The sequence below is a fragment of the Kiritimatiellia bacterium genome, from assembly GCA_025054615.1.
Taxonomy (GTDB): Bacteria; Verrucomicrobiota; Kiritimatiellia; order CAIVKH01; family CAIVKH01; genus JANWZO01.
This window is the reverse complement of the sequence record JANWZO010000005.1, coordinates 99,158-116,405: the sequence shown is the minus strand read 5'-3', so window position 1 is coordinate 116,405 and position 17,248 is coordinate 99,158. Positions and strand designations below refer to the sequence as shown.

The window sequence follows — 17,248 nt, the reverse complement described above, 5'->3', positions numbered from 1 at the left end:
CGACCGATCGGGTTAGCGCAGCAGGAGGCGAACGACCTCACGGTCGTCGAAGGGAACGACGGTGGTCGCAAATTCCTGAACGGTCTCATGCCCCTTGCCAGCGATGAGAACAATGTCGCCCGGTCGAGCAATTTCGAGCGCGCGGGCGATTGCCTCGGCACGGTCCACGACGACCTCGTGGCGGTCCCGATTAGGCATGCCCTCTTCGATCTCGGCGATAATTGATTCGGGCCGCTCGCGGCGCGGGTTGTCGCTGGTGAGGATGGTCCAGTCGGCGCGCTGATAGGCGACGGCGCCCATGAGCGGGCGCTTGCTGCGATCCCGGTCGCCGCCGCATCCGAAAACCACAATCAGTCGGCGAGGCCCCAGTTCGCGAAGCGTCTCGAGAACCTTCGCAAGGGCGTCGTCCGTATGCGCGTAATCGACGAAGACATCGAAGCCGCGCCCCGTCTCGATTCGTTCCAGCCGGCCGGGAACGTTTGACAGACCCGCGAGGATCGCTGCGCTCCGCGCCGGCGGGATTCCGAGGGCGCCGCATGCGGCGATCGCGGCGAGCGCATTGCTGACATTGAACCGGCCCAGCAGGCGCAGATGCGCATCGCAGTCGCCCCACGGGCTTCGGACAACGAACCGGGTACCGCTCGGGCCCAAGTCGATATCTTCGGCGCGGACATCCGCGGCGGGATGCTCGCCGAAGGTGATCAGCCGGGCGCGCAGCCCGCGGGTTTGCACCAGCTCCATGCCCCACGGGTTGTCTATGTTGACGACCGCGCTCGCCCGCTTGATCTGGAGGCCGAGACCGCGGAACAATTGCATTTTCGCATCGAAATACGCCTCCATCGTGCCGTGGAAATCGAGGTGGTCGCGCGAAAGGTTCGTGAAGACGCCGACGTCGAAATCGATGCCCCAGACCCGCCGCTGAGCCAGTGCATGAGAGGAGACCTCCATCACGGCGCTCCGACATCCCGCGCGCAGCATCTGGTCGAGCATGAACTGTATGTCTGGTGCTTCGGGCGTGGTGCGGGTTGCGGGGATTACACGCGATCCGATCTCATAACGCACTGTTCCGATCAGACCGGGGCTCCGTCCCTCGGCCGCTAGGATGTCGCGAATCATGAAAGAGGTTGTGGTTTTCCCGTTGGTCCCGGTGATGCCGACGAGGGGCAGCCGATGAGACGGGTTGTCGTAGAACGCGCAGGCGATCTCGGCGAGGGCGCGGCGCGCGTCTTCCACCAGAATGTGCGCGATGTTTCGGCGGGGCCAGCGGTCCTCCTCGGAGACAATCGCGACGGCGCCGCGCCGGATTGCGTCATCAATGTAGGCTGCGCCGTCCGCGTTGCGGCCCTTGATCGCGACGAACAGATAATTCTCTTTCACCTGCCGCGAATCGTAGGCGATGCCCTCGATATCGAAATGCAGAGGGCCCCGGACCTGGATCGGCTGCACAATGCGGGTGATGGATTCGAGTCTCATGGTCTCCAAGCACAATTTACCGAGAATCATGGCAAGAGTTCCTCCTCACAACGGCTCGGCCTCCGGTTCAAGTTCGACGATTTGCGCCTCCTCGACGGGTGGAATGTCGAGATAGCGAACGGCCTTTTCGGCAATCGCGCGAAACACCGGCGCGGCGACCTGCCCGCCCTGCGTAAGGTGCTGGGGCTCATCAAACGTGACGAGGATGCTGATTTCCGGTCGCTCCGCGGGCAGGAAGCCGATGAACGAAGCGAGGTTGCGCCCTCGGTCGTACCCGCCCACACCCGGCTTCTCCGCCGTGCCGGTCTTTCCGGCCACGGTGTATCCGTCTAGCCGCGCACGTTTGCCGGTGCCCTCTTCGGTCACGCGGACCAGCATGTCGGTGAGCGTTCGGGCCGTTTCCGGGCGGATGGGCCGGCCGATGACCTCCGGCTCGGTCTTGAGGATCAAATGGCCCCTAGAGGTGGTCACCCGGTCAACTACACGCGGACGCATAAGCTCTCCGCCGTTGGCAATGGCCGAAAGGGCGTTCAGGATCTGCAGACCTGTAACGGCCACTTCATGACCCATGGGAATCCGCGAGATGCTCAGCTTGCTCCATCGGTGGCGCGGGTGAAGGATGCCGCTTTCCTCGCCGGGTAGCTCGATCCCCGTGAGCCGGCCGATGCCAAAGGCCTGTAGATAGCGATAGAGGCGATCCTCGCCTAAGCGAATGGCAATTTTGGCAGCGGCAATGTTGCTCGACTTTTTAAGCGCGTCCGTCGCTGTCAGCCGGCCGTACGGATGGAAGTCACGAAGGGGGCGCCCCGCATGGAACCATATCCCGTTTTCGCAATCGATGATCTCATCGGGACGCAGCAAACCCTCGTTCAGCGCCGCGGCGTAGACGATGATCTTGAAGATGGACCCCGGCTCATACACATAACCGATCGCCCGGTTGAGCCGATCCATCTCCGGGGCGCGGTTGAACTCGTTGAGGTCAAATGCCGGGCGCGATGCCATGGCAAGGATTTCGCCGGTGCGGACCCGCTGGACAATTGCCCAGGCGCCGATCGCGCCGTTGGTCGCCAGCGCATCGTCGAGGGCGCGCTCCACGAAGTACTGCAGGTTCTGGTCGAGGGTCAGGTAAACGTCGCCCCCCGGCTGCGGCAGAATTTCGAGCCGGCGGCGGCTACGCACTTCCCGGCGTCGTCCGTCCACCTCGGTCTCCCGGTAGCCGGGCACACCACGAAGGTAACGGTCATATCGCTGCTCCACGCCGGCGCTGCCGACGCCTTCGGCGTTGGCGAACCCGATCACATGGCACATCAGGGAGGTGTGGGGATAGAGTCGCGTCATCGCCTCGTCGCAGCGAACGCCGGGCATCGCCATAGCTTGAATTTCCCGAATGACGTCATCCGGCACCTGGCGTTTGAGCAGCTCGTATCGGCTTGGCTTTTCGAGCCGCGCGAACACAACGGCCGGATCCATCATCAGTAGTCGGGCTAGCTGCTGCGCGGTGAACAGCGGATATCCGTGATCTCGTATAAATTCGGGGTCAATCGCTACATCGCGAGTGGCGATGTCCGCTGCCAGGACGTTGCCGTTTCGGTCCAGAACGCGCCCCCGCCCCACAAGGATACGCTGGGAGACCTGGCGGGTCCGTTCGATCTTCTCGAGAAGATGGGGATGGTCGCCGAGGTGCAGATGGGAGAGGCGGATGCCGAGCCCGATCCAGACGGCGGACATCGCGAGTACGATCGCGGTGATCCTCCAGCGTTGGCTCGAATCCGACATGGCGACCTCAATTCCGGGCGAGGGCCGAGCCATCCTCGGAGGACGCAGCACGCCGCACCCGCACGATCTGCCGCTCGGTCGGCCAGTTCATTTCGATTCCGTGTTCCTTCAGCAGTTTCATCATGTTTTCGTACGTCGTGAGGCTCGACCACCTGAACTCCTCGTTGACGATGCGTCGGCGAAGCGCCGTTTTTTCCTGCTCCAACGCCCGGATTTGCTGGGAAAGCCGCTCGCACTGGGTATGGATCCAAAGCCAGAGGAAGCCGAGGCCGATGGCAAGGAACACTGCCGTGAGGAGCAGCCGCGGAGCCCTCGCCCCTCTTGCCCGTTTTCGAAAATTGCGCCTTTTTCTCATGTTTCCTGTTTACGCCGCCTTTCCAGCGAGTCGTTCCACCGCCCGCAGGCGGGCTGATCGAGCCCGCGGGTTCGCGCGGATTTCCTCGGGGCCTGGCGTGATGACTCCCCGCGTCACCCACGCGACCTGCGGCGACTTCACCACAATCCGCTCGCCGCCGCCGGGCAGAGATTCTCGCCGCCCGACGTGTTCTCCCAGCGTCTGTTTGACGATCCGATCTTCCAAGCTGTGGAAAGAGATCACCACGAGCCGCCCGCCGGGTTTCAGCAGCCCGAGGGCCGCTTCCAACCCGCGCTCCAGCTCGCCCAGCTCGTCATTCACCGCGATACGCAACGCCTGAAAGGTCCGCGTCGCCGGGTGGATACGCCCCCCTGCCCGACCCACCGCGCGACAGACGAGGTCCGCCAATTCGCCGGTCGTCCGGATCGGCGCCCGCGCTCGCGCCGCGACGATCCAACGGGCAATCCTCCGCGAAGACCGCTCTTCGCCATACCGCCAGAGCAGGTCAGCCAGCGCCGTTTCGGGCAGGGTATTGACCAGGTCCGCGGCGGTTCGCGGAAGATTGGGATCCATGCGCATATCGAGGGGACCATCGCTTCGAAAACTGAATCCCCGCTCCGGCGCGTCCAGTTGCATCGACGAAACGCCAAGATCCAGCAGAACGCCATCCGCCGCCTCGATTCCGGCGCCTCGCGCAAGCTCGATCATGGAAGAAAACACCCCCTGAACCAGAACAGCGTTCGAAAATCGCGCAAGCCGCGCACGCGCTTGCTCGAGCGCCACGGGATCGCGATCAATCCCGAGCAGCCGCCCTGCGCCTCCGACCCGCTCCATGATCGCCTCCGCATGACCGCCTCCCCCTACGGTTCCGTCGATGTAAATCCCGCCGGCCTTTACCGCGAGGTTCTCGATCGCCTCCTTCAGCAGTACCGGTGCATGCACCTCCGGCAGCCTCGAATCCGCGCCGGGATCAGCGCGCCCTCCTTTCCATCACAAAGGGCGTGCCGACAGGGCGCCCCTTCCACAATTCCACCCGCGCAAAAAACGGTCCACGAGGCAGCTCCACCTGCGGCAGGCGGCGAACGCCGTCGACGCCGCGAGTCACCTCGAGGAGCCGCGCGATCTCCTCGCGGTTCACAGAGCCACGGCGGTCCGCGTACCGAACCGGCGAGACTAATCGAAGCTTGCGCACACCCGATGCGGGCGCAGGCCGGGCCAATTCCTCAACTCGTGAGCGCACCACCGATGCCTCCCCCTTGGCAGGCGGCGTCTCGGCGATTCGGGACCGCGCCCCGGCCGCGTCCGGTTCCAGCCAACCGAACAGATCGGCCTGCGCAACGCTGCTGCTCTCAAGCCGCGCCACGGCACTGCCTGGAGAGTGTTCCCAGAAAAGGTCCGCCCATCGGACCGAGGCGGGGCCCTGCGCGGGAGCCGGGTCGGGAACCACCCGCTCTAGAAGCCGGCGTACCGCGCCGCCTCGCCCAAATTCCTGGAGGTATCGGAGGATTCTTGATGTTTTTGCCATAGGTCCGGACTCCATAGTTCGAAGCATTCCAGCGCACCCACCAGAACCACGTCCGACTGCAGGCCGGCGTAGTCCAGCAGCTCGTCCTTCACGCGGATGCGCCCCTGCGCATCCCATGACAGAAGTTCCGAACGCGAACCGAGCAGCCGCATGAAATCGCGACCCTTCCCGTCGCCGACTGACATCGATTTGATCCGCTCGATTCGATTGGCAAGTTCGCGTGCCGGAAACACCGTCAGGCACCGTTGATCCACACCCGGCATGACGAAAAGCTGCTGGGGTTCGCCCACTTGGTCCCGCCACTGGGAAGGGATCGTCAGTCGTTTCTTCGGGTCCAGCAAATGGCGGAATTGCCCGACAAAAACGCCGGTGGAAAGCGGAACGCTGCTCGAGGCCGATATCTGGGATTTGGTGGGCATCGTGCTACTTTCTGCCCCACTTTGTCCCACTTTGACCCACCAAAAGTCAACAGGATTCGGATGATTTTTGTGCGAATTTTCTAACGTCCTCGTCGCGAAGCGATTGCGATATCAACTTTCTCGAGGGCTGCAGCTCGGACCTCCGCGGCGAAGCTCAACTTAGGAAGCCCGAACGCCGATGCAACCGACGGCAACTGGCTTGGAGAGGGCGCGTGCCTTATTTTTGGAATCCGAAAGGCCAGAACGACCGTGAGGCCCGGTATCAGCAACCCAGCATCGCGAGGAAGCCGGAGAGCTTCGACTCGGTTTCGGCCCATTCTCTCTCGGGGTCAGAGCCCTCAACGATTCCCGCTCCTGCGAACAAACAAAGCATCGAACTCGACACCAGCCCGCATCGGATCGCAACCGCAAATTCGGCAGCGTCGCGCGAGATCCAACCGATAGGCCCGCCGTACCACCCGCGGTCGAAGGCTTCGAGCTGGGCGATTCGATCTAGGGCCGCGACGCGGGGTTGGCCGCCGAGCGCGGGAGTGGGATGAAGAGCGTGAAGCAATTGGCCGTCGTCGACACCGTCCGCCAACCGCCCTTCAATCGGCGTCAGTAGATGGAGAACCCGGGCAAGCTTCAAGATTTCTGGCTCTTCGGCGGCGCGCAGGTCCGTGGTCAAAGACTTCAAAGATTCGAGGATGCCGTCCACTACAAGCCGGTGTTCCCGCCGTTCTTTGGGATCGCCGAGTAGCGCGCGAGCGGCTGCCGCGTCTTCGGCGGGCGACGTGCCACGCGGGCGGGTTCCCGCCAGCGCCTCGCTCAAAATCTGACGTCCGCTTCGCGAAAACAATCGCTCGGGCGAAGCGCCGATGAACGCGAACCCCGCCCCATGCACTCCGGCATAAAGGAAGCACTTCCCGCTTTCGTCTCGTATGCGCCGGATCAAAAAAAACGGGTCGGCCGGCCGGTCGAGCGTAAAGCACGCGCGACGAGCGAGCACGATCTTCTGCAGGGCGCCGGCTCGAATTTCCTTCAGCGCTCGGCCGACCATTTCGATCCAGCCGGCTCGGTCCGGTGAGTCATGGCGCGTCGCCACACTGGGTCGCGAAGACGCTACACCCGCGCTCGGGAGCGGGGCCAGCGACCGCAAGATGCTTACGGCTTCGTCCGTACCGTGACCTGACCCGATCACATTGCAGACCAGTTCGGGCGCCCCATCACCGCGGCGAACCAGCTCCACCTGGGGCACGATAAATCGATAGGCTTGAAAGGGTCGCCACGCCGGATCGCTCGGATGCCAAGGGCCAAACCGGAAGCCCCCGTAAAAACGCATATCCGGGTCGGCGTCAGCGAGCGCGGCGCGCGCTGATTCGACGCACGGTCCAAAAGCGCCGGGCACGGTGCCCTTGATTTCCAAGGCTTCCCCGATCGCGGCCACCTCAAGATCGCCATCTCGATCTAGCCAATATCCTCGAATCCGATGTTGCTGAGCGGACAACCAGTCGAGCAGGTCGACCGGCTCGCCCACCGTCTCGCGAAGTCGGCACGGGCCTCGCGCGGAGGCAGCTCGAGCGAGGAGCCGATCACGCGCGTCCATCCAGGCCTGCGCGGCCGTGCTCATGGGGAGGCGTCGCCGTGGTAGATCGTCGCGATTCCCATCGTAAGGGGAACTGCGTGAACATTCGAAAATCCCGCCCGGCGCATGAGTTCGCAGAATGCCTCTCCGCTGGGGAACGATTCGATGGTCACGTTCAGGTATCGATACGCGCTGCGGTCTCCAGAGAGCCAGCCGCCCACGGCGGGCAGGAGATGGCGGAGATAAAAGTAATAGAGCGCGCGAAACCAACGGGCCTCGGGCTGCGAAAATTCGAGGACGAAAGCGCGGCCGCCGGGCCGCAGCACGCGGCGCATCTCGCGAAGCGCGGCAACGACGTCGGTGACATTCCGGATGCCGAACGAGATGGTACAAACGTCGAACGAGGCATCCGGCTCCGGTATCGCGAGCGCGTCACCTCGCTTGAGCGTGACGGCGCGGCCCGGCAGTTGGCGCGACACTTTTTCACGTCCAAGCTCAAGCATGTTTTCGGCCAAGTCAATGCCGACTGCCTCGACAATGGACGGCGCCCGCTCCATGAGCAAAAGGATTTGGTCGGCCGTACCGGTTGCGACGTCTAGCAGCCGGAGGCGTTCGCCGGGCGGGAGGAGTTTTGCAATGCGCGCGCGCCAGCGCACATCGATGCCGCCGGACAGAACGCGATTGAGAAGATCATAGCGCGGCGCGATGCGGTCAAACATACGCCACACTTCATGGCGGGATGGCTCTGTCCTCGGCGTGCCGTTCTGCATGTTGCCGAACTGTACGCGCGAGGCCTGGGCTTTTCCAGCGCGGCTGGTGTCGCTCACGGAGGTGTCGCGGGCCGAAAATCCTGAATGTGGAGCGAAATGCGTTGAACGTCGTTGAACCATTCCCGGCGCGGCTGAAACGCAACATCGAGGGGACCTTCCGGAACCTCGCGAGGTCCCATCCCCCAGCCGATCGCGTCATAAAGCCGACCGCCTTCGGCGAGCAGCAGCTTGAGGTGTCCAGACCCGACCACGCGCGGAGGCTGGGCCAGGCTGACACCGCGGACGGCCCAGGTGGGCGCAGGATTTCCGATGCCGAAGGGTCGAAGTCGGTCGAGGGCTTCGAGAAAATCCTCGTCGATCGAGTGGAGGCCTACCCAGCCATCGATGACGATGCTGGGCTGCGGTGGGCGCCGGTCCATCAGGTCAGCGGCCGCCTTGTTGAATGCGTCGGCGAATTTCGGAATACGCGAGGGCTCCAATTGAAGCCCGGCGGCGGCCGCATGTCCGCCGTAGCGGTCCAAAAGCTCCGCGCACCGTTCAAGAGCCTTTACAACATGGAAGCCCTCGATGCCCCGACAAGAGCCTCGGGCTTCTTCTCCGTTTATGGAGATGACGACTGTCGGCCGGCCGAAGCGCTGAAGGAGGCGCGAGGCGACAATCCCAATGACGCCGGGATGCCATCCTTCGCCTGCGACGACGAGGCCAAAGTCGCGCGCCGGGTCAAAGCGCGAGTCGAGATCGGCGATGGCTTCGCGAAGCGTTTGGTCTTCCAGCTCGCGGCGCTTTCGATTCGACTCGTCAAGCGCCCGCGCCCTATGGACGAGATCCGGCCCCTCATCCGCCAATAACAACTCGAGCGCGCACTGAGCATCGCCGAGACGGCCTGCCGCATTGAGTCGAGGGGCGAGCAGGTAACTGACTTCCCAGACGTCCACCTGCCGCTCGATGCCTACGACGTCGATGAGGGCGCGAAGCCCTGGCTGCGCGTTTCGGTTGATCGCCGACAGCCCGTGACGGACAAAGGTTCGGTTCTCGCCGACCAACGGGACGACATCGGCAATGGTGCCCATCGCCACGAGGTCGAGAAACAGGCGGAGGTCCAGCGCTGATGCGGCGGGGTGACCGTCCAGACGGCCCTGTTTGACAAGGGCGTGGCAGAGTTTGAACGCGACACCGACACCGGCAAGCGAATGCAGGGAGGAATCGGCATGCAGCTTCGGGTTCACTACGGCCAATGCCGGAGCCGTCCGCGAACCGGGCTCATGGTGGTCCGTGATGACGACATCGATCCCGAGGCGGGCGGCCTCCTGAACAGCGTCGACAGATCCCGTCCCGCAGTCGACCGTGACGAGGAGAGATGGACGGACTGTTTCGACACATCGGCGGAAGGCGTCCAGCCCCAGGCCATATCCCTCTTCGAGCCGGTGCGGCAGAAAGGGATGGACTCGGCCACCCATCGCGCGAAGCACACGCGTCATCAGGGCCGTACTGGTAATGCCGTCAACGTCGTAATCGCCAAACACTGCGATCGTCTCATTCCTGAGCAGGGCCTGCCAAATCCGGTCGACGGCGGCGCGCATGTTGGGCAGCGCGAAAGGATCTCCCAGGGAACTCAGGCGAGGGCTCAAGAAGCTCTGCGCCTGGTCTGCGCTGAGGATGCCGCGGGCCGCCAACAACCTTGCGATCGGCGGCGGCAGCTTCAGCTCGCGCGCCCACTCGGGCTCCGGAATCGCGGCAGCCGCGTTGTCGCGCCACCGTTTTTCCCGAAAAGCCGGGAGTTGTTTGAGCCGATCAGACGACACCGGTCGGCGCTTTGTCCTTCCGATGCCAGAGCATCGCGACGGGCGTCGCGATGTAGATGGTGGAATAAATGCCCGCGATCATGCCGATGAAGAGCAACATCGACAGCTCGTAGATCGCGCCTCCGCCGAAGAGGAGCAGCGCAACGACAACAAACAGGGTTGTCAACGTCGTGAGAATCGTCCGAGACAGCGTTTGGTTGATGCTGAGATTCGCAAGCTCGGCAAACGGCTTGCCCGGGTTCAGTTTCAGATTCTCGCGAATCCGGTCGAAGATCACGATCGTGTCGTTCACCGAGTAGCCGATGATCGTAAGCACGGCGGCAATCATCGTGAGGTCCAACGTTCCGCCGAGCAGGCAGAACACGCCGACGGCGATGAGAACGTCATGGAAGACGGCAACCACTGCGCCCACGGCAAAGGGAAATTCAAACCGGATCGACACATAGATAATAAGCGCCGCCATCGCAGCGAGCGTGGCGATGATGGCCTTACGCTGAAGTTCTCGCCCGATTTGCGGGCCGATGCTGTCCTCCTTGATCACTCGGAATCCCTGTGCCGCGAAGGCTCCTGTGATGGCCTCGGCGGCCTGCTTGCCCGTGCCGAACGGCGATTTGATTTCCAGATATTCGTGGATAGATTCCGAGCCCTCGACGACAGCGGCCCGCTGGTATTGGATGGTCGCGTCTCGAATTCCGGCCGCTTCCAACGTCGCGCGGATCTGATCTACGGGGGCCTTTTCCGAAAATTGAAGAGTGACCGCGTCGCCCCCGAGAAAATCGACTCCGAAATTGGCCGGTCCCTTTGAAATGAATACCCCCCATGTTGCCACGATCACTGCAACCGAAAGGCCTATGAATAGCTTGGCATGGCGGAGAAAGTCGAACCGTGTTTCGCGGATGAGCTCCAGCATGCGGAGCGACTGAATCGACCCGCGGCTCAGCAGGTCGAAAAGCATGCGCGTGATGACGAGCGCCGTGTACATGCTGACGATGACGCCGGCGGACAGGGTGACGGCGTAGCCGCGCACAGGCCCTGTGCCCTGCCAGAAGAGGATGATGGCGGTGATTAAGGTCGTAATGTTGGCGTCGAAAATGGCGCTCCACGCCTTCTGGTAGCCCGCCTCGATGACGAATTTGAAGCGTTTGCCCAGCTTTTGCTCTTCACGCATGCGCTCAAAGATCAGGACATTCGCATCGACCGCCATACCGATCGTGAGGGCGATGCCGGCGATGCCGGGCAGGGTGAGTGTCGGCAGTTGGACCGCGCTTCCTGCCTCGCCGGTGTTCGCAAACACGCTGAGAAAGCCGCCGGTGATGATGAGCGCGACAGGAAACAAGACGAGGTTCATCAGCAGCGCGCCGTTCGCCACGACGCCCGCGAGTTGGTAATAAACGACCATGAAGAGGACGGTTGCCGCCGCGCCGATCAGCGTGGCGGTTCGCCCGGAGGCTATGGAATCCTGCCCGAGTGTTGGGTCTACCGTGCGCTCCTCAAGCAAACGAACGGGGGCAGGAAGGGCGCCGGCTCGGAGCACGAGGGCGAGGTCCTGCGCCTCGCGCAGGGTGAAGCTGCCCGTGATCTGAGCGTTGCCGCCGTAGATTGGCTCGCGAATCGTGGGCGCGGAATAGAGTGTGCCGTCCAGGACGATTGCGAGCTGTCGCATCTGGTTTCCGGGATTCTTCGCTCCGCCGGGCGCGTAATCCCGAGTGAGGTTTTCGAAACGCTTGGCTCCGCGGCGGTCAAAGCTGAGGGTGACAACCGGGCGCTGAACCATGTCGTAGTCGATTCCCGCATTAGCAATACTGTCCCCCTTCAGCTCCGCGCGCTTGTGCACGTAGGCGGGTCGGAAGAGGTCTTGCTCATTCCTCCGCACGCGCTCGAGCAACAGCTCGTAACCCGGCGGCGCATTGAAGGCGGCGACGCGCCGGCGGACCTCTTCTTCCGTTGTGCCGACGGGATCCCGCGATTTGTCGCGCCGCAACAATTTTTCCTCGCGGCCGCCGGGCGTGGGAACAGTCACAATTCGATATCCCTCTGGAGCAACCCCCTTGTTCAGGAAGTCTTCGACGAGCCGGTCATTTTCCGGGTGGACCAGTCGGAATTCGAGATAGGCGGCGCTCTGGATGTTCTTGATCGCGCGCGCGCGGTCTTCGGTCTTCAGACCGGGAATTTCCACGACGATCCGGTTGCCGGGCTCGGCGTAGATGACGGGTTCGGCGACGCCCATCGCATCGACACGGTTTCGAATGACTTCGATGGCGCGGGCCTGCGCATCGCGCGCGGCGTTCTCGTCGAGCTCGGCGGTTTCGACCTGGAGCACGAAGCGCGTGCCGCCCTGCAGGTCGAGCCCGAGCCGAATTTTTTCGGAAGGAGGATAGACGACTGCGATCGACCATGCCGTAAGCGCGATTAGCAAAAGCCATTTCCAGACCGACTGCTTATCCATATCGGGCTCCTTCGGAACTTACTTGGAGACGGGCGTATGCTCCTGGTCCACGTCGGCGGGCAACTCGCCGCTCGCCAGTACCTGATTGATCGCGCCCTTCACGACCTCGAGCTTCGTCTTCTCGGCAACTCGGATGACGACGCTTTTTTCCTTCACGTTCGAAACGATGCCAATGATTCCGCCCGCGAACAGCACGCGGTCACCTGTCTTGATTTTCGAGAGCATTTCCTGCCGCTCTTTCTCGCGTCGGCGCTGGGGACGTATCAACATCACATAGAACAGCAGAAGCATGATCGCCAGCCACCCAAACATGAACAAGGGCGACTGTTCGGACTCCGCGCCGGGTGGCGGCGCCATGGCAAGCATGCAGAATCTCATCTTCGACTCCTTCTTCTCAGGGTCCGCGGCCAGACCGGCATGCGGCGGTCGCTCGAAATTCCTCACGCAGCGCCGAAAACGTGCCGGTCTCGATCGCTTCGCGAATGTCCTTCATCAGTGAAAAATGGCAATACAGATTGTGAATTGTCAGCAACCGAATGCCCAAAATTTCATCCACATTTAATAGATGCCGGATGTACGAGCGCGTGAAATTCCGGCACGCGTAGCATCGGCAACCCTCCTCGATCGGCTCGAGCGCGAACTTGTGCTCCGCATTGCGGAGCGAGTAACGGCCTCGGCGCGTGACTGCTGTGCCGTTTCGCGCCACGCGCGTCGGCAGGACACAGTCGAACATATCCACCCCACGGGCGACGGCCTCAACCATCTGCCCGAGTCCGCCCACGCCCATCAGATAGCGTGGTCGGTCCTCCGGCAGGGCAACGACGCCCATCTCAACGCCAGGGATGATCAGTTCTTCCGGCTCGCCAACGCTCACGCCGCCGATCGCGTATCCATCGAATCCGATCGACACTAATTCGCGAGCGCACCGCTCCCGCAGATCGGGGTAGACCCCGCCCTGCACGATGCCGAAGACCAGTTGGCCTTCGGCGCGCGGCTGCTTCGCGCACAAAGCCGCCCACGTTAGGGTTCGCTCCACGGCCTTGCAAGCGTAATCCCGCTCGCAGGGATAGGGCGGACACTCGTCGAAGGTCATCGCGATATCGGAACCGAGCGTGCGCTGAATGGCCATCGCCTCGACCGGACCGAGAAAGTGCCGCGCCCCATCATTGTGGGAACGGAACTCGACGCCCTCATCGGTCACCTTTCGCAGCCGAGTGAGGCTGAAGACCTGAAAGCCGCCGCTGTCGGTCAGGATCGCCCGGTTCCACCCCATGAACCGGTGCAGCCCGCCAGCGTTGGCGATTACTTCCATGCCTGGGCGGTCGTTCAGGTGATAGGTGTTGCCGAGGAGAATCTGGCAATCCATTTCCTCGAGCTCGGCCGGGGACATGGCTTTGACGGTTCCCTGCGTCCCGACCGGCATGAACACGGGGGTGTCCACCACGCCGTGCGCGGTGTACAAGCGCCCGCGCCTAGCGGCGGAGTGCGGGTCGCGGGCGACAATTTCAAACTCGCCGATCCGACTCATCCGACCACCGAAGCGGCGGTGATACGGATTCGCGGGTCAGAAATCCAACGTTTTCTGCGCGGAAAGATCCCACGCGGCCGTGGGCTAGAGGCGCCCGCGGACCAGAGTTTCCACAACGGTGGGATCTGCCAGGGTGCTTGTGTCGCCGATCTGGTCGAGCTGGCCCTCTGCGATCTTTCGAAGGATACGGCGCATGATCTTGCCCGAGCGGGTCTTGGGGAGCGCGTCGGCAAAGTGGATCTTGTCCGGCGTTGCGATCGGGCCGATCTGGGTCCGCACGGTCTGAATGAGCGCCTTCCGCAACTCTTCCGACGGCTCGAATCCTTTTTTCAGCGTGACGTAGCAGTAAATCCCCTGCCCCTTCGTTTCGTGGGGGTATCCCACCACGGCCGCCTCCGCGACGGCGGGATGCGATACGAGGGCACTTTCGAGTTCGGCGGTCGATATCCGATGGGCGGAGACATTCAAGACGTCATCAATGCGCCCGAGGAGCCAGTAGTAGCCATCCGCGTCGCGACGGCAGCCATCGCCCGTGAAGTAAAGGCCCGGCACGCGGGAGAAATAAACTTTTTTGATCAGTTCGCTGCGGGGATCGCCATAGACGCCGCGCAACATGCCTGGCCAGGAGTGCCGGATGAAGAGCGCTCCTCCTTCATCGACGCCGGCCTCGGTGCCGTCTTCCTTGAGGATGACCGGCTGTACGCCGAAGAAGGGCCGGCCGGCGGAACCAGGTTTGGTCGGCATTGCTCCGGGCAGCGTGACGATCATGATTCCGCCCGTTTCTGTCTGCCACCACGTGTCCACGATCGGGCATCGTTCCCGCCCGATGACGCGGTGATACCACATCCACGCCTCAGGGTTGATCGGCTCGCCGACGGTGCCTAGGAGGCGCAGAGAGGACAAATCAAATTGGTTCGGCCATTCCTCGCCGAGCCGCATCAGGGCGCGGATTGCCGTGGGCGCGGTGTAAAAAATGGTGACCTTGCGGTCCTGAATGATTTTCCAATACCGATTAGGCTGGGGCCATGTCGGCACGCCCTCGAACATCACGCAGGTCGCCCCGTTGGAGAGCGGGCCGTAGACGAGATACGAATGCCCGGTGATCCAGCCTACGTCTGCGGTGCACCAAAAGATGTCCTCCTCACGGTAGTCAAACACATATTTGAAGGTTACATGGGCATAGGTCAGGTAACCCCCACTGGTGTGCAGGACTCCCTTGGGTTTGCCCGTGCTGCCGCTGGTGTAGAGGATGAAGAGCGGGGTTTCGGCATCAAACGCTTCCGCTGGACAGTCATCGGAAATGTCGGGGGACGCCAACTCTTCATGCCACCAGTAGTCCCGCCCCGGCTGCATGGACACCGGCGTGTTTCCGCGATTATAGACGAGCACCTTTTTAACGCTCGGGCAATCGGCCAACGCCTGGTCGGTTTTGTTCTTTAGATCGATAACCTTGCCTGCGTGGAATCCGACGTCGCTCGTGAGGACCATGTACGACTGGCAGTCCTGAATTCGACTTTTCAGTGAATCGGGGCTGAATGCGGAAAACACGACCGAATGGATGGCGCCGAGCCGCGCGCACGCCAGGACGGCGGCCGGCAGTTCGGGGATCATCGGCATGAAAATGGTGACGGTCGTGCCTTTTTTGACGCCATGCTTTTTCAAGACGTTTGCCATCCGGCAAACCATGCGGTGCAGTTCGCCGTAGGTGATCGTGCGGTGTTCGTCCTCGCGCTCGCCCTGCCAGATCAGCGCGGTGCGGTTCGCTCGGCCGGCGCGGATATGCCGGTCTAGGCAGTTCGCGCAAACATTCAGCCGGCCGTCTGCAAAATATTCCACATAGGGCTCCGCCTTCTCGCCGATGATGTCAAATCGCTGAGAAAACCCGCGGGTGGGCGGCACGGCCCATTCGATGTTTTCCCGGGTCATCCGCAGCCAGAATTCGCCGGGATTCTCCACGGATTCCCGGTAAAGCCGCTCATATTCGGCCAGGGACGAGATGCGGGCGCGGCGCGCAAACTCGGGCGGCGGATGAAACGTGCGCTGTTCTTTCAGATGCGACTCGATTTCGTGCATGGCGCTCCTCCAGCTATATAAGAAACAAATCTAGCGATGGGCCGCCCATTTCGGCAACAGCGGTTCGAGTTCCTCGGCGATCGCTTCAGCAATCGCGATTGAGCCGCGATCGTTCGCGTGAACCATGTCATACATAAATTCCGATGTTTTGGCGATCCGCGCGTCAAGATCCACAAGGGGGAGTTGGTGACGGATAGCGGTTTTGCGTATTGTTTCGTTGAAGGCAGCGTAGCCTGCAAAGACGTGTTCCCACGGTATACCCTGTTTCTCAAAATGTTCTGCGGACCTCCGCTGCAGCGCATCCCTAGGTTCTGCCTCCATCCGATTCTGTTGTGTCATCAACACCACATTGAGTCCCGCTCGTTTTGCGACGCCAATAAATTGCTCCAAAGAGGTTTCAAATTGTCCCGTCATTCGGTCGAGATCGAAATTCTTGGACCTCCCGCGCGCATTGTGGAATTCGTCATCCCGACCACGGGAGACAAAACGAAACACCTGAGCACCAAGCCAGGTGTGCAGATGGGGAAACATTCGCAGAGGCCAGCCCACGATTCGCATCCAGCCACGACGTGTTCCGACTGTCGCAATAAGGCTTCGCGTGGGATTCGCATTCCATTATGTGCCTTCGTAGAGCAGCGTCGCAAAATCATTGATATTGTGGCAGAGGATGACGGCGTCGGGCTGCATGGGCAAAACTTTATTAATCAGCACGTTGAGGGAATGCATCGAATGGTTCCCGCTATGGCCGCCATTGTAGGAATTGATGCGCAATCCCGTCCGCGACTCGAGCAAACGGCCGGCGAGATACGGGAATCGATTGGTTTCATCTACATATAGGCACTCGGTTGTCGATCCACCCAAAAAGACGAGCTCAATATCGGGCGTTTCATGAATGGCCGAGGGCATGATAAAACCATTTTCATCCGTGGCCAACCGATAGAATTTCCGTTCAAGCGAATCGACACCCTGCATATATTCGCGAGTCGGCCGAACCCAACGATTTTGGTTCGGCGCGTGCTCCCGAAGCCGGATGACGCGCTCGACCCTCGGAGGGGGCTCGAGGCTGGGATCCAGTCGAGCAAGCAGGGTGTCAACGATAGATAGTCCGACACCGAGACTTAGAAGAAATAAAACGACTTTGGCCAGCCGGCGCCGCATCAGAGGATCCTAGCGTTAGAGGATGACCTTCCCGTCGCTCCAGAGCCGCTCGAGCTGATAGTATTCCCGCATGTCCGGCGAGAAGATGTGGACCACGAAATCGAGGTAGTCCTCGACGATCCAGCCGCTTTCCGGAGTCCCAGCGCGCCGATAGCAACGGATCCCTGCGCGGTCCAGCTCCTTCTCCACCTCTTCGGCCAGGGCCTTGAGATGGGGCGTGCTGTTTCCGGTGACGATGATGTAATAATCCGTCACAGGGGAGATTCCCGAGACGTCGAGCACTTTGATCTGCTCGCCCTTTTTCGAACGTAGCGCCTCCTGCGCCACGAGCACCTGCGATCGCGTATCGATGGACACGT

At 62.0% G+C, this 17,248-nt stretch carries 16 protein-coding genes; all 16 read right to left on the bottom strand.

All coding sequences use genetic code 11. The features are described from left to right. Window positions 1-12: 12 nt before the first annotated feature. The 16 genes from NZ740_03825 to rsfS all read right to left on the bottom strand — a co-directional run bounded on the left by NZ740_03825 (window position 13) and on the right by rsfS (window position 17,246). Window positions 13-1,473 carry a UDP-N-acetylmuramoyl-L-alanyl-D-glutamate--2,6-diaminopimelate ligase gene (locus tag NZ740_03825; GenBank protein MCS6771135.1) on the bottom strand — a complete coding sequence of 487 codons (1,461 nt, stop codon included), beginning with the start codon at window positions 1,471-1,473 and terminating at the stop codon, window positions 13-15. A gap of 45 nt (window positions 1,474-1,518) precedes the next feature. After that, entirely contained in the window at window positions 1,519-3,249 is a 1,731-nt protein-coding gene (locus tag NZ740_03820; protein MCS6771134.1) for a penicillin-binding protein 2, read from the bottom strand. Window positions 3,250-3,256: 7 nt separating this feature from the next. Beyond that, window positions 3,257-3,604, bottom strand: a complete 348-nt coding sequence (locus NZ740_03815; protein MCS6771133.1) for a hypothetical protein — start codon at window positions 3,602-3,604, stop codon at window positions 3,257-3,259. A 9-nt stretch (window positions 3,605-3,613) separates the two neighbouring features. Next, on the bottom strand, window positions 3,614-4,546 hold the full coding sequence (rsmH, locus tag NZ740_03810) for a 16S rRNA (cytosine(1402)-N(4))-methyltransferase RsmH (GenBank protein MCS6771132.1): 933 nt from the start codon (window positions 4,544-4,546) through the stop codon (window positions 3,614-3,616). A 28-nt stretch (window positions 4,547-4,574) separates the two neighbouring features. Then, the gene (locus NZ740_03805; GenBank protein ID MCS6771131.1) at window positions 4,575-5,129 is read right to left on the bottom strand and encodes a hypothetical protein; all 555 of its coding nucleotides are present in this window, start codon (window positions 5,127-5,129) and stop codon (window positions 4,575-4,577) included. Continuing rightward, window positions 5,057-5,548: a hypothetical protein gene (locus tag NZ740_03800; GenBank protein MCS6771130.1), complete on the bottom strand. Its 492-nt coding sequence runs from the start codon at window positions 5,546-5,548 to the stop codon at window positions 5,057-5,059. Before NZ740_03800 ends, NZ740_03805 begins: the two co-directional genes overlap by 73 nt. Before the next feature lie 262 nt (window positions 5,549-5,810). Next, entirely contained in the window at window positions 5,811-7,157 is a 1,347-nt protein-coding gene (locus tag NZ740_03795; protein MCS6771129.1) for an isochorismate synthase, read from the bottom strand. After that, window positions 7,154-7,882 (bottom strand): bifunctional demethylmenaquinone methyltransferase/2-methoxy-6-polyprenyl-1,4-benzoquinol methylase UbiE, encoded by a 729-nt coding sequence (gene ubiE / locus NZ740_03790; protein MCS6771128.1) that lies wholly within the window; start codon window positions 7,880-7,882, stop codon window positions 7,154-7,156. Before ubiE ends, NZ740_03795 begins: the two co-directional genes overlap by 4 nt. A gap of 53 nt (window positions 7,883-7,935) precedes the next feature. Further along, on the bottom strand, window positions 7,936-9,684 hold the full coding sequence (gene recJ / locus NZ740_03785) for a single-stranded-DNA-specific exonuclease RecJ (protein ID MCS6771127.1): 1,749 nt from the start codon (window positions 9,682-9,684) through the stop codon (window positions 7,936-7,938). Continuing rightward, window positions 9,674-12,130, bottom strand: coding sequence for a protein translocase subunit SecD (gene secD, locus NZ740_03780; protein MCS6771126.1), 2,457 nt, complete (start codon window positions 12,128-12,130; stop codon window positions 9,674-9,676). The genes recJ and secD overlap by 11 nt, the downstream gene beginning before the upstream one ends. An 18-nt stretch (window positions 12,131-12,148) precedes the next feature. Continuing rightward, complete coding sequence (yajC, locus tag NZ740_03775; protein ID MCS6771125.1) at window positions 12,149-12,508, bottom strand: preprotein translocase subunit YajC; 360 nt, start codon at window positions 12,506-12,508, stop codon at window positions 12,149-12,151. A gap of 16 nt (window positions 12,509-12,524) precedes the next feature. Further along, complete coding sequence (gene tgt / locus NZ740_03770) at window positions 12,525-13,658, bottom strand: tRNA guanosine(34) transglycosylase Tgt (GenBank protein MCS6771124.1); 1,134 nt, start codon at window positions 13,656-13,658, stop codon at window positions 12,525-12,527. Between the two features lie 84 nt (window positions 13,659-13,742). Further along, window positions 13,743-15,731 (bottom strand): acetate--CoA ligase, encoded by a 1,989-nt coding sequence (acs, locus tag NZ740_03765; protein MCS6771123.1) that lies wholly within the window; start codon window positions 15,729-15,731, stop codon window positions 13,743-13,745. A gap of 30 nt (window positions 15,732-15,761) precedes the next feature. Further along, the gene (locus NZ740_03760) at window positions 15,762-16,289 is read right to left on the bottom strand and encodes a hypothetical protein (protein MCS6771122.1); all 528 of its coding nucleotides are present in this window, start codon (window positions 16,287-16,289) and stop codon (window positions 15,762-15,764) included. 57 nt (window positions 16,290-16,346) lie between these two features. After that, window positions 16,347-16,889, bottom strand: a complete 543-nt coding sequence (locus NZ740_03755; GenBank protein ID MCS6771121.1) for an SGNH/GDSL hydrolase family protein — start codon at window positions 16,887-16,889, stop codon at window positions 16,347-16,349. A 15-nt stretch (window positions 16,890-16,904) separates the two neighbouring features. Further along, a complete protein-coding gene (gene rsfS, locus NZ740_03750) occupies window positions 16,905-17,246 on the bottom strand; it encodes a ribosome silencing factor (protein ID MCS6771120.1) in 342 nt (113 codons plus the stop codon). Between the last annotated feature and the right edge of the window lie 2 nt (window positions 17,247-17,248).

Coding starts and splice junctions, on each gene's coding strand:
- NZ740_03795 (MCS6771129.1), bottom strand. CDS start 7,157: ATGAGCACGGCCGCGCAGGCCTGGATGGACGCGCGTGATCGGCTCCTC.
- NZ740_03820 (MCS6771134.1), bottom strand. CDS start 3,249: ATGTCGGATTCGAGCCAACGCTGGAGGATCACCGCGATCGTACTCGCG.
- secD (MCS6771126.1), bottom strand. CDS start 12,130: ATGGATAAGCAGTCGGTCTGGAAATGGCTTTTGCTAATCGCGCTTACG.
- NZ740_03825 (MCS6771135.1), bottom strand. CDS start 1,473: ATGAGACTCGAATCCATCACCCGCATTGTGCAGCCGATCCAGGTCCGG.
- yajC (MCS6771125.1), bottom strand. CDS start 12,508: ATGAGATTCTGCATGCTTGCCATGGCGCCGCCACCCGGCGCGGAGTCC.
- NZ740_03755 (MCS6771121.1), bottom strand. CDS start 16,889: ATGCGGCGCCGGCTGGCCAAAGTCGTTTTATTTCTTCTAAGTCTCGGT.
- NZ740_03815 (MCS6771133.1), bottom strand. CDS start 3,604: ATGAGAAAAAGGCGCAATTTTCGAAAACGGGCAAGAGGGGCGAGGGCT.
- NZ740_03800 (MCS6771130.1), bottom strand. CDS start 5,548: ATGCCCACCAAATCCCAGATATCGGCCTCGAGCAGCGTTCCGCTTTCC.
- acs (MCS6771123.1), bottom strand. CDS start 15,731: ATGCACGAAATCGAGTCGCATCTGAAAGAACAGCGCACGTTTCATCCG.
- NZ740_03760 (MCS6771122.1), bottom strand. CDS start 16,289: ATGCGAATCGTGGGCTGGCCTCTGCGAATGTTTCCCCATCTGCACACC.
- NZ740_03805 (MCS6771131.1), bottom strand. CDS start 5,129: ATGGCAAAAACATCAAGAATCCTCCGATACCTCCAGGAATTTGGGCGA.
- ubiE (MCS6771128.1), bottom strand. CDS start 7,882: ATGCAGAACGGCACGCCGAGGACAGAGCCATCCCGCCATGAAGTGTGG.
- tgt (MCS6771124.1), bottom strand. CDS start 13,658: ATGAGTCGGATCGGCGAGTTTGAAATTGTCGCCCGCGACCCGCACTCC.